An 11,320-nucleotide genomic window follows, 5' to 3' on the forward strand; every position below is an offset into this window, starting at 1 on the left:
TGTGGCGGCATTCAGAACGTTCCGAACGCGGCTTCATCGATCCGCGCCGCCGGCGCCGAGGCGATGCCGACGAGGGAGTGCGGTCGCGGCGCCGGTCCTGAAGAAACGCATGAGTACCTGCAAGTGTTCAGCCTGGCTGCTTACGTCTTCGGCCGTGGCGGCGAATTCTTCAGTGTTGGCTGCCGATTGCTGCGTGGATCGGAGGCAATGATGGTCTGCATGCGGCCTGGCGCAGGACTAGGCGGCCAGCGAATCGGCAGCGGGTTCCACCTGCGACAGCAGCGAAGGCACATCCAGGATCAGGGCCACGCCGCCGCTGCCGAGGATGCTCGAGCCGCTGATGCCCTTGACCCCGGCGAACACCTTGGCCAGCGGCTTGATCACGGTCTGCCATTCGCCCAGCAGGCTGTCCACCACCAGGCCGAAACGCTGTGCACCCTGGCGGATCACCACGATGCTCTCGCGCGCCGGCGGCGCGCCGGCGATGCCGAACAGCGAGCGCAGGCGCACGTACGGCAACACCCCGCCGCGCAGGTCGATGTAGTCGCTCTGGTAGTTCGGCGCGAACTCCACGCACTCCTCGACCACGTCCAGCGGCACCACGAACACCGACCTGCCGACGCCGACCTGGAAGCCGTTGATGATCGCCAGGGTCAGCGGCAGCCGCACCGAGATGGTGGTGCCGACGTCCTGCTGGCTGCTGATGTCCACGCTGCCGCGCAGCGCGGCGATGTTGCGCTTGACCACGTCCATGCCGACGCCGCGCCCGGACAGGTTGGTGACCTTTTCGGCGGTGGAGAAGCCCGGTTCGAAGATCAGCGCGAACACCTCGCGGTCGGACAGGCTGCGGCCCGGCTCGACCAGCCCGCGCTCCAGCGCCTTGGCCAGGATGCGCTCGCGGTTCAGGCCGCCGCCGTCGTCGCTGATCTGGATGACGATGCTGCCCGAGTCGTGGAACGCGTTCAGCCGCACCGTGCCGCGCACCGGCTTGCCGCGCGCCTGGCGCAGTTCGGCCGGTTCGATGCCGTGGTCCATGGCGTTGCGCACCAGGTGGGTCAACGGATCGGCGATCTTCTCCACCACCGACTTGTCCAGCTCGGTGTCCTCGCCGTTGACCGCCAGGACGATGTCCTTGCCCAGTTCGCGCGCCACGTCGTGGACCACGCGGTGGAAGCGGCTGAAGGTGCCGCCGATCTTGACCATGCGCAGCTGCAGCGCGCTTTCGCGCACGTCCTCGACCAACCCGGCCAGGATCGAGGTGGATTCCAGCAGTTGCGCGTCGCCGGTGCGCTGCGCATTGGCGCCGGTGCTGGCGACGGCGATGATCAGCTCGCCCACCAGGTCGATCATGCGGTCAAGCTTGTCGGCATCGACGCGGATGGAGCCGCCTTCCTGCGCGCGCGCGGCGTTGCCGCCTTCGCCGCGCACGGTGGTGGGCGCGGCAGCCGCAGCCGGTGCCGGCGTGGCGGGCGCGAGCGGGGCGACCGCCGCGGGCGTGTCGAAACCGGCGAAATCGTCGGCGTGGGCGCTGCTGCCCGCCTCGGCGACCAGCAGCGGCAGTTCCAGGTTGGCGGCGTCGCCGTGCGGATCCACCGCGATCACCTGCAGTTCGCAGTCGTCGCGGACGAACTCGAAGATGTCCTCGATCGCGGCCTGTTGCACGTGCGCGCGCAACAGGATGTCGAAGCCCAGATAGCAGGCTTCCGGGTCCAGTTCCGGCAGCGCCGGCACGCGCGTGTGGCGGGTGCGCACCGCCAGCAGCGTGCCGAGGCTGCGCAGGCAGCGGATCAGGTGCAGCGGCGAGTTGCCGAAGCGCAGCGCGTCGCTGAACAACTGCAGCGAGATCCGCCAATAGCCGGTCTGCGCCGGTGCGGCGGCGGCGACCGCTGCCGGTGCGGCGGCCGGTTGCAGGTAGGTCTGCAGGCGTGCCAGCAGCGGCTCGCCGGCGGCGGCGATGGCGGCTTCGTCGGCCTCGGCGCCGGCCGCCGCTTCCACCAGCGTGCGGAGATGGTCGCAGCAGGCCAGCATCAGCTGGATCAGTTCCGAATCCAGCGCCACCGCGTTCTCGCGGACCAGATCGAGCACGCTCTCGACGAGGTGGGTGAAGCCCACCAGTTGCGCCAGGTCGAACAGCCCGCCGGAGCCCTTGATCGTGTGTGCGGCGCGGAAGATGGCGTTGACCGCGTCCGGACCTGCTTCGCCGCGTTCGGCTTCCAGCAGGTTGCGTTCCATGTCCTCGAGCAGGTCGCGGCTCTCGGCGATGAAAGTCTGCAGCAGTTGAGCGAGATTCATAGCGTGGCGCCGATCAGTGGAGGGGGTCGCCGGCAGGCGCGAGCGTGTCGCGCAGGCCGAGCAGGTCGAGCGCCTCGTCGACCGGCGCGCTGCAGCCATCGAGCTGGAACGGCCTGCCCAGCGCGCGCAACGCGGCCTGGGTGGCGAGCAACAGCTGGATGCCGGTGGCGTCGATTTCGGTGACCGCCTGCAACTGCAGCTGCAGGCCGCCGGGGTGCTCCAGCGCCGGCAGCAGCAACGGTTTCAGTTCGCCGGCGCGGCGGATGGTCATGTCGCCTTCCACGCTCAGTTGCAGCGGCAGGCGCGGGGAGTCCGGGGATGGTGAGCGCATGGCGTGTCTCCGATACGGGCAGTGAAACGGCGCACCCGGCCGTGGCACGGGTGCGAACAAGCCGTTCCCGGCTTGCTACCAGCAGATATCGGCCTCTTCTGGGAATATTTAGCCCTGGCGACACATTTTGTCTTGCAAAACTTCTTGACAAGGATGATTTGTTCAGCATGAGAGTTGGCCTCCATTCCAGGTGTGCGTGGCGATGCCTGGCACCGGATCCGATGCATCCGCCGTGCCAGCGCCGTGGCGGGCGCCGCCCAAACCAAAACGGTGGGTGCGACCGGTCGTCGTTGGCGACGCGCGGACCTGTGCGCTGCGTGCTCGAGCAAGCGGATGGCGTGCCGCTTCACCACGCAGCCGTGCTGGGCGTCGTTCAGCGCCTTGGTGCGTTCGTCCAGAGCGTTCGTCGGCTGCTGCAGCTTCCCGCCCAGCGGCGCGAAGTGGGCAGTCTGGAAATCGTCCGGCAGTGCCGCGATTTGCTCGAGCGTGGCGAACACGGCGTCGACGTTGGCGACATGGCCGGTCGTCGGCGCCTGTTGCAGCTGGCCGGCATCGTCCGGCGCCGAATCCCGGCCCGGGTCCGGCGCATGGCGGGCGGGCAGGGAAGCGCCGGCAAAACGTGTCAGGCGGGCGCCTCGTGAAGGCGGCGGCGGCAACCCCGGATCATCGCGGCGACAGCGCCGCCAGCAGGCCGCGGGCGGCGTTGAAGCGATCCGCGGCGTCGGGCAGCGGCAGTTTCAGTTTCAGTTTGTCCGGACCATCCATCGCGTACAGCCTGGGCTGCTTCTGGATCATCTGGATGACGGTCATCGGATCGACGCTGGGCTTGGCCTCGAACACGATGCGCCCGCCGTTCTCGCCCAGTTCCAGCTTGCGGATGCCCAGGTCGCCGGCGCCGCGCTTGAGTTCGGCGAGCGCGAACAAGTGCTTGACCGGGTCCGGCAGCAGGCCGAAGCGGTCGATCATCTCCACCTGCAGCTCGCGCAGGGTCTCGGCGTCGCGCGCGCTGGAGATGCGCTTGTAAAGGGTCAGGCGGGTGTGCACGTCGGGCAGGTAGTCGTTCGGGATCAGCGCCGGCACGTGCAGCTCCACCTCGGCGCCGCGCGCTTCCTCACCGGCGTCCAGGTCCGGCAGCCTGCCCTGGCGGATGCTGCGCACCGCGCGTTCCAGCAACTCGGTGTACAGGCTGAAGCCGACCTCGGCCATCTGCCCGCTCTGGTCCTCGCCGAGCAATTCGCCGGCGCCGCGGATCTCCAGGTCGTGCGTGGCCAGGGTGAAGCCGGCGCCGAGTTCGTCCATCGAGGCGATCGCCTCCAGCCGCTTCTGCGCGTCGCCGGTGATGCTGCGCCGGTCCGGCACCAGCAGGTAGGCGTAGGCGCGGTGGTGCGAGCGGCCGACGCGGCCGCGCAGCTGGTGCAGCTGGGCCAGGCCGAAGCGGTCGGCGCGGTTGATGACGATGGTGTTGGCGTTGGGGATGTCGATGCCCGATTCGATGATCGTGGTCGACAGCAGCACGTTGAAGCGCTGCTTCTGGAAATCCAGCATCACCCGTTCCAGTTCGCGCTCGGGCATCTGCCCGTGGGCGATGCCGATGCGCGCCTCAGGCGCCAGCTCGCTCAGTTCGCGTTGCATGCGGCCGATGCTTTCCACGTCGTTGTGCAGGAAGTACAGCTGCCCGCCGCGCGCCAGTTCGCGCTGGAACGCCTCGCGCAGCAGCGCGTTGTCCCAGGCGGTGACGAAGGTCTGCACCGCCAGCCGGTTCGGCGGCGGGGTGGCGATGATCGACAGGTCGCGCAGCCCGGCCATGGCCATGTTGAGCGTGCGCGGGATCGGCGTGGCGGTCAGGGTCAGCAGGTGCACGTTGGCGCGCAGCGCCTTCAACGCCTCCTTCTGGCGCACGCCGAAGCGCTGTTCCTCGTCGACCACGACCAGGCCCAGGTCCTTGAACTTCACGTCCGGCTGCAGCAGGCGGTGGGTGCCGATGATCACGTCGATGCCGCCGTCGGCGACCTTCTCCAGCTCGGCCTTGATCTCCTTGGCGCTCTTGAAGCGCGACAGCACCTCCACCCGCAGCGGCCAGTCGGCGAAGCGGTCGCGGAAGTTGCGGTAGTGCTGCTCGGCCAGCAGCGTGGTCGGCACCAGCACCGCCACCTGCTTGCCGGCGCTGGCCGCGGCGAACGCGGCGCGCACCGCGACCTCGGTCTTGCCGAAGCCCACATCGCCGCAGACCACGCGGTCCATCGGCTGGCTGCTGGCCAGGTCGCGCAGCGTCGCCTCGATCGCCGCGAGCTGGTCGGCGGTCTCCTCGAACGGGAAGCCGGCGGCGAACGGCTCGTACATGGCCCGGTCCACCTGCAGCGCCAGGCCGGCGCGGGCGCGGCGGCGGGCCTGGATCTCCAGCAGTTCGGCGGCCACGTCGCGCACCTTCTCGGCGGCGCGGCGCTTGGCCTTGCTCCACTGCTCGCCGCCCAGCGAATGCAGCGGCGCGGTCTCGGCCGAGGCGCCGGAGTAGCGGCTGATGAGGTGCAACTGCGCGACCGGTACGTACAGGCGGTCGCCCTTGGCGTATTCGATCTCCAGGAATTCGCCGGGCATGCCGCCGGCGTCGAGCACGATCAGCCCGCGGTAGCGGCCCACGCCATGGTCCTCGTGCACGATCGGCGCGCCCTCGGACAGCTCGCCGAGGTCGCGGATGATCGCTTCCGGCTCGCGCCCGGCGCGGCGCGTGCGCCGCGGCTGGCTGGCACGCTCGGGGAACAGCTGGCGCTCGGTCAACACCGCCACCTGCGGCTCGTCCAGCGCGAAGCCGTCCTCCAGCGGCGCCACCGCGATCGCGAACGCGACCGCCGCGGGCGCCGGCCCGCGGCCAGGCGCCTCGCGCCGGCCGTTGCCGGCGGCAGAGGGCAGGAATGCCGCGAAGTCGGGGAGCACTTCGGGCCGCAGTTGCGCCGCGGCCAGCACTTCCAGCAGCGCCTCGCGCCGGCCCGGCGAGTCGGCGGCGATCAACACCCGGCCGGGATAGCGACCGAGGAAGCGCTTCAGCGCTTCGGCCGGGGCGGCGTCCCTGGCCGCCACCGGCAGCGGCGGCAACGGCTGGTCGCCCAGCGCCTGCGCCGCGCCGCTGCGCGCGTGGTCGGCGGCGCAGACCTCGATGCGCGGCAGGCCATTGAGCTTTTCGCGCAGTGTGTCCGGCGCCTGGTACAGTTCCTCGGGCGCCAGCAGTGGACGCTCCACGTCGTGGCGGCGCTGCTCGTAGCGGTTCTGGGTCTGCACCCAGAACGCATCGGCGGCGGCGCCCACGCCCGGTGCGACCAGCGGCAGCACCGCCTCGCCCAGATAATCGAACAGGGTGGCGGTGGCGTCGCGCGGTGGCGTCCCTGCGCCGCGCGTCTCCTGGAAGAACAGCGGCAGGTAGTATTCGATGCCCGACGGCGCCAGCCGCGCCTTCAGGTCCTGGTACAGCGCGCTGCGCCGCGTGTCCACGTCGAAGCGTTCGCGCAGCGTGGCCAGCACCCGCTCGACGCTGGCATCGTCCATCGGCACTTCGCGGCCCGGCAGCATCTCCACCGCCTGCACATGGTCCAGCGAGCGCTGCGATTCCGGGTCGAAGGCGCGGATCGAGTCGATGTCCTCGTCCAGCAGTTCGATGCGCAGCGGCGCCTCGGCGCCCATGGGGTATACGTCGAGCAGCCCGCCGCGCACCGCGAAGTCGCCCGGATCCATCACCTGCGGCACATTGCGGTAGCCGGCGCTTTCCAGGCGGCGCTTTTCCGCCTCCAGGTCCAGGCGCTGGCCCACGCGCAGGTCGAAGCTGCCGCCGACGATGTAGCGCAACGGCGCCACGCGCTGCATCAAGGTCTGCACCGGCACCACCACGATGCCCTGCTGCAGCGTCGGCAGCCGGCGCAGCGCCGACAGGCGCTGGCTGACGATGTCCGGGTGCGGGCTGAACTGGTCGTAGGGCAGGGTTTCCCAATCCGGGAACGGCACCACCGGCAGGGTGACGTCGCCGGCGAGCAGGGTGCGCAGGTCGGCCTCGATCTGGTGCGCGCTCTGGTTGTCGCGCGCGACCACCAGCAGCGGCCCGCGATGCGCCGCGGCGGCGCAGGCGATGTGCCAGGCCAGGGCGGTCGAGGACGCAGGGGCGCGCCAATAGGCGCGGAGCCGGCCGGACTTGGGCAGCGGCGGACTGGGGAAGGAAAAAAGAGGCGCCATGGACCGAGTAGTCTAGCAAGCTCGGGACCGGGGACCGGGGACCAGCAGGGACCAGCAGTGACCAGGGACCGGGGACCGGGGACCGGGGACTCGGGACAAGCGCGGTGCGGCGAGTTGTGAGGCGTGGGCGCCTGGGAAGAGGCGTGTGGGCTTTAGTTGCCCAGTTCCAGCACCACGCGCACCAGCCCCGGCGTGTCCGGATGCGGCATCGGCTGGAAGCCCAGCGACTCGGCCAGTTGCAGCATCGGCAGGTTGCTTTCGAGCACGTCGCCGTACAGCCGGTCCAGGTACTTGCGCCGCGCCCACTTGACCAGCTTGCGCATCAACTGCCGGCCCAGGCCCTGGCCGGCGACGAAGCTGCTGACCAGGATCGCGTACTCGGCCTCGCGGGTACCGGGGGTGATCGCCGCGCGCGCCACCGCTCCGACCACCGCTTCGCCCGGCGGCAGCGGTTCGGCCGCGACCAGGGTCAGCTCCGTCTTCGGCTTGGGGTGGGTCAGCCGCTGCGCCATGTCCTCGGTCAGTTCCTGCATCGCATGCAGGAAGCGCACGCGGATCTCGTCCGGCCCGAGCAGGCCGAACGCCCCCTGCAACGGCGCGCTGTCCTCCGGCCGGATCGGCCGGATCAGCAACTCGCGTCCGCTGGGCAGGGTCACGTTTTCATGCCATGGAGGCATGCGGTTGCGGGTAGCCATGGCCGGATGATCCTCGAGGAAGCCTGGATTTTCGCATTACCCAGGGCGGATGCCGTGAACGCAGCGCTCACCGCGTTTGCCTGCCCATGCGGCGATTTTGAATGAGGATAGGCCATGTCGGGCAGCGGCGATTCGCGGCGCGCCTTTTTTCGCGCTTGGCGCCAACCTGCCCATCGCCCTGGCCAAGGGCGCTGCCGCGTTGGCCACCGGCTTCGGCGCGATGCTCGCCGAGACCGTGCACACGCTGGCCGGCTGCGGCAATCAGCTGCTGCAGGCGCCGCTGCCGCCGGTCGCGCCGTCGCCCCGCCCGGCGCCGCGGCGCGGGTGCGGGTGGACGCGGTACTGGCGCCCTGCCGGCAACGATTGGATGCCACGCGCAAGCCGGAGGCGCAGTTGCGCTTGCAGCCGATGGCGCAGGACGATCGCCTGGCCAGCAAGGTTGGCGGGCGCCCGTATTGGACCGCGGACAAAGCGTACCTGCGCGACGCACGCGGCCAGCCGCTGACGCGGCTGGCGCAGGTCGACCCGGCGGAAATGCCGACGCTGCGCGGCTATCCCACGCAAGGCATCCTGCAGTTCTGCATCGGCAGCGACGACTTCTATGGCACCCATTTGGATGACGGTAACGACCTGGCCGCATTGAGCGCGCAACGCAATTTACGCGTGGTGTGCTGGTCGCGGCCCGAGGCGTCGGCACGGCAGGCCGAGCTGCCGTTGCCGGCCGGCGACACGCTGCCGTTCGATCCGGCGCATCCGCGGGCGATGCATTCCACTGTCGGCGAGCAGACCGTCGGCAGCAGCGACGTGCACGTCGAGCAGGCGCTGGGCCGGCTACTGGACGAGGCCGCCGCCTACGCCGCACGCTGCCGCAGGACGACGTGGACGAGGCGCTGTACGACGCGTTGGATCGCAGCGGGCGCGAGCTCGGCGGCTACCGGAGTTCACCCAGGAGGATCCGCGCAAGCCGCAGGATGCGCAGGTCCTGCGGCTGCAGCTGGACAGCGACCAGGCGATGATGTGGGGCGACAGCGGCATCGCCGACTTCTTCATCGATCCGGCCGACCTGCACCGCGGCGATTTCAGCCCGGTCGCCTACAACTGGGATTGCTATTGACTCTGCGCCGCGCGCACCGCTTCACTCCTCGCGTTTCAACCACTCCAGGCGCGTCGATGCGCCCGCTTCGCCCAGATGCGTCTTCAGCGCCGGCAGCGCGCTCGCCAGCACCTGCTCGAACTGCCACGGCGGATTCAGCAGCAGCATGCCGCTGCCGTTGAGCCGCAGCGGCGAATCGTCGGGGCGCACCTGCAGCTCGGCCAGCAGCACCGCCTTCGCCGGCATCGCCGCGGCCTTGCGGAAGAACGGTTGCAGGCTGCGCCGCTGCTTGATCGGGTACCACACCGCGCACATCGCCTGCGGCCAGCGGCTCAGGGTCTCGCGCAGGGCCGCGGCGACCAGCGGATACTCGGCGTCCTGCGCCGCGTAGGGCGGATCGATCAGGACCACGCCGCGGCCGATCCTGGCCGCGCCGGACTTCGGCGGCACGAATGCCTTGATCGCCGCATAGCCGTCGCCGGCATGCACCTGCACGCGGCGGTCGTGGGCGAACAGCGCGCTCAGCTCGGCCGCCTCCTCGGCCTGCAGTTCGCAGGCGGCGAGCCGGTCCTGCCCGCGCATCGCCTGGGCGACCAGCAACGGCGAACCAGGGTAGTGATTCAATTGAATCCCCGCACATGGACGAGCGGGCTTTTGCGAGGGACTCGCATCTTTCGCGCCGACCGGATTGTCGGCCTGCACCGCGCGCAGGTAGCGCTCCAGCACCTCGGGCAAGGTGGGTTGGCCCATCAGCTTCAGCACCCCGGCCGCGGCCTCGCCGGTCTTGCGCGCCTGGCTGGCGGCGAGCAGATAGCGGCCGCGCCCGGCATGGGTATCGAGCACGAAGAACGGACTGTCCTTGCGCTTGAGCGCATCGATCAGCGCGAGCAGCACGGTGTGCTTGAGCGCGTCGGCATGGTTGCCGGCGTGGTAGACGTGGCGATAGTTCATCGGCGCAGTGTACGGGGCGCCGCGCCGCGCAGCCATGCGCCGGACGCTGCGTGGTGCTAGCGTAGGCGGATGCCGCACCTGTCCTTCATGTGCTGCTTGTCGTCCCGGTGCGTCGTGTGCCCCGGCGCCGTGCCGCGCCTGCCGCTTGCTCGTCGCGGCGTCGTTGGCGGGCATGTCGGCTGCCTGCGTCGCCGGCAGCGGGCGTTGGACCTCGGCCAGGGGCGACGTGGAGCGGCGCAGCGGCGATCGGCGGGTGGCCAAGCGCGTCTTCGGCCCGGCCGTGTGCACCACCGGGACTTCCACGTACCCGTTCTGGGCGGGCGCAAGCCGCAAGCGCTGCCTGGATGCGTGCCCGCTGCCGGCGCAGGGCGCGGCCTACGCCGCCGGCAGCGCGGTGCGCATCGCGGCCGTCAAGGACCGCGGAATGGTGGATGCCTCCGACCCTGGTCCTGCTCGAATCGGCCGCCTGGCGCGGTGTCGTGGCCGCCGCCGGGGAGATGGCGAAGCGGGTGTTCGTCCACCAGCAGTGAGTGTTCGCCGCACCGGACTGTCCGCGGTGGCGGGCGCGGCGTAGAGTGGCCGCGATCAGATTCCCTTAAGGATGGTCTGAACAACTCCCTCTGATCCTGCGACAATCGTACAAAGCCCAACAGGACAACGACGATGCAATTGTCTTTCGGCGACGCGGAGTACAACGGCAAGCGCAAGCAGACGCGGCGCGAAAGGTTGCTGGCCGAGATGGATCAGGTGGTGCCGTGGAAAGACCTGCTGGCGCTGATCGCGCCGCACTATCCGAAGTCGGGCCATCCGGGCCGTCAGCCGTACCCGCTGGAGACAATGCTGCGCATCCACTTTCTGCAGCAGTGGTACGCACTGAGCGACCCGGGCGCGGAAGAAGCCTTGTACGACACGGCGTCGATGCGCCGTTTCGCCAGGATCGGCGGGTTGGATGAGGTGCCGGACGAGACCACGATCCTCAACTTCCGCCGGTTGCTGGAGACGCACGATCTGGCGCGCACGCTGTTCAACCGGGTCAACGCGCACCTATCGCGCAAGGGCCAGAGCCTGCGCGGCGGCACCATCGTGGACGCCACGATCATTGCCGCGCCCAGCTCGACCAAGAACAAGAACGGCGAGCGCGACCCGGAAATGCACCAGACCAAGAAGGGCAATCAGTACTACTTCGGGATGAAAGCGCACATCGGCGTGGACGATGAGTCCGGGCTGGTGCACCACTTGGAATGCACGGCGGCCAACGCCGCAGATATCACCCAGGCGCACAAGCTGCTGCACGGCAAGGAAGACACGGTATGCGGCGACAGCGGCTACACCGGGCTGGCCAAGCGCGAGGAGATGGCGAGCAAGCGCAAGCTGCGCTATCTGATCGCGGAGAAGCCCTCGAAGCTGAAGCAGATCAAGAGCAAGCGCGAATTGAAGTGGGCACAGCGCTGGGAGCACGCCAAGGCCAGCCTGAGGGCGAAGGTGGAGCATCCGTTCCGGGTGATCAAGCGCCAGTTTGGCTACGTCAAGGTGCGCTATCGCGGCCTGGCGAAGAACACGGCGCAAGTGCTGACGCTGTTTGCGCTGTCGAACCTGTGGCTGAAGCGAAAGCAGTTGCTGCCTGTCGTGGGGAGGGTGTGCCTGTAATCCGGGAAATACCCCGGAAATGCGCCGGAAACGGCGAAAAACCGAGGGTCTGAGCGCCGTGGGCGTGGTCGATATGGCTTGCCTCATCCTCCGACC

General features: G+C 69.6%; 8 protein-coding genes and 1 pseudogene. 4 read left to right on the top strand and 5 right to left on the bottom strand.

The genetic code is table 11. The features are described 5' to 3' along the window. Positions 1–237: 237 nt before the first annotated feature. Together G4Q83_RS07230 and G4Q83_RS07235 are read right to left on the bottom strand one after the other, a co-directional pair. Positions 238–2,292, bottom strand: a complete 2,055-nt coding sequence (locus G4Q83_RS07230) for a chemotaxis protein CheA (RefSeq protein ID WP_128420808.1) — start codon at positions 2,290–2,292, stop codon at positions 238–240. 13 nt (positions 2,293–2,305) lie between these two features. Continuing rightward, the gene (locus G4Q83_RS07235; RefSeq protein WP_128420807.1) at positions 2,306–2,623 is read right to left on the bottom strand and encodes an STAS domain-containing protein; all 318 of its coding nucleotides are present in this window, start codon (positions 2,621–2,623) and stop codon (positions 2,306–2,308) included. A gap of 317 nt (positions 2,624–2,940) precedes the next feature. Here G4Q83_RS07235 and G4Q83_RS07240 point away from each other — a divergent pair, with 317 nt between their 5' ends. After that, entirely contained in the window at positions 2,941–3,264 is a 324-nt protein-coding gene (locus tag G4Q83_RS07240) for a hypothetical protein (RefSeq protein ID WP_128420806.1), read from the top strand. Between the two features lie 22 nt (positions 3,265–3,286). Here G4Q83_RS07240 and mfd read toward each other — a convergent pair whose 3' ends face one another. Together mfd and G4Q83_RS07250 are read right to left on the bottom strand one after the other, a co-directional pair. Beyond that, positions 3,287–6,838 carry a transcription-repair coupling factor gene (mfd, locus tag G4Q83_RS07245; RefSeq protein ID WP_128420805.1) on the bottom strand — a complete coding sequence of 1,184 codons (3,552 nt, stop codon included), beginning with the start codon at positions 6,836–6,838 and terminating at the stop codon, positions 3,287–3,289. 152 nt (positions 6,839–6,990) lie between these two features. Further along, the gene (locus tag G4Q83_RS07250; protein ID WP_128420804.1) at positions 6,991–7,533 is read right to left on the bottom strand and encodes a GNAT family N-acetyltransferase; all 543 of its coding nucleotides are present in this window, start codon (positions 7,531–7,533) and stop codon (positions 6,991–6,993) included. 408 nt (positions 7,534–7,941) lie between these two features. Here G4Q83_RS07250 and G4Q83_RS24055 point away from each other — a divergent pair. After that, positions 7,942–8,316 (top strand): annotated as a pseudogene (locus G4Q83_RS24055) (DUF1963 domain-containing protein); the annotation flags it as partial. A gap of 211 nt (positions 8,317–8,527) precedes the next feature. After that, positions 8,528–8,647 carry a DUF1963 domain-containing protein gene (locus G4Q83_RS24060; protein WP_386273465.1) on the top strand — a complete coding sequence of 40 codons (120 nt, stop codon included), beginning with the start codon at positions 8,528–8,530 and terminating at the stop codon, positions 8,645–8,647. 21 nt (positions 8,648–8,668) lie between these two features. Here G4Q83_RS24060 and G4Q83_RS07260 read toward each other — a convergent pair whose 3' ends face one another. Next, on the bottom strand, positions 8,669–9,577 hold the full coding sequence (locus G4Q83_RS07260; RefSeq protein ID WP_128420803.1) for a 23S rRNA (adenine(2030)-N(6))-methyltransferase RlmJ: 909 nt from the start codon (positions 9,575–9,577) through the stop codon (positions 8,669–8,671). 663 nt (positions 9,578–10,240) lie between these two features. Between G4Q83_RS07260 and G4Q83_RS07265 the strand changes: the two genes are divergently transcribed. Then, positions 10,241–11,224, top strand: coding sequence for an IS5 family transposase (locus tag G4Q83_RS07265; RefSeq protein ID WP_185817191.1), 984 nt, complete (start codon positions 10,241–10,243; stop codon positions 11,222–11,224). The last annotated feature ends 96 nt before the right edge of the window (positions 11,225–11,320 follow it).

The organism is Xanthomonas theicola (assembly GCF_014236795.1).
GTDB classification, from domain to species: domain Bacteria; phylum Pseudomonadota; class Gammaproteobacteria; order Xanthomonadales; family Xanthomonadaceae; genus Xanthomonas_A; species Xanthomonas_A theicola.

Coding starts and splice junctions, on each gene's coding strand:
- mfd (WP_128420805.1), bottom strand. CDS start 6,838: ATGGCGCCTCTTTTTTCCTTCCCCAGTCCGCCGCTGCCCAAGTCCGGC.
- G4Q83_RS07260 (WP_128420803.1), bottom strand. CDS start 9,577: ATGAACTATCGCCACGTCTACCACGCCGGCAACCATGCCGACGCGCTC.
- G4Q83_RS07250 (WP_128420804.1), bottom strand. CDS start 7,533: ATGGCTACCCGCAACCGCATGCCTCCATGGCATGAAAACGTGACCCTG.
- G4Q83_RS07230 (WP_128420808.1), bottom strand. CDS start 2,292: ATGAATCTCGCTCAACTGCTGCAGACTTTCATCGCCGAGAGCCGCGAC.
- G4Q83_RS07235 (WP_128420807.1), bottom strand. CDS start 2,623: ATGCGCTCACCATCCCCGGACTCCCCGCGCCTGCCGCTGCAACTGAGC.
- G4Q83_RS07265 (WP_185817191.1), top strand. CDS start 10,241: ATGCAATTGTCTTTCGGCGACGCGGAGTACAACGGCAAGCGCAAGCAG.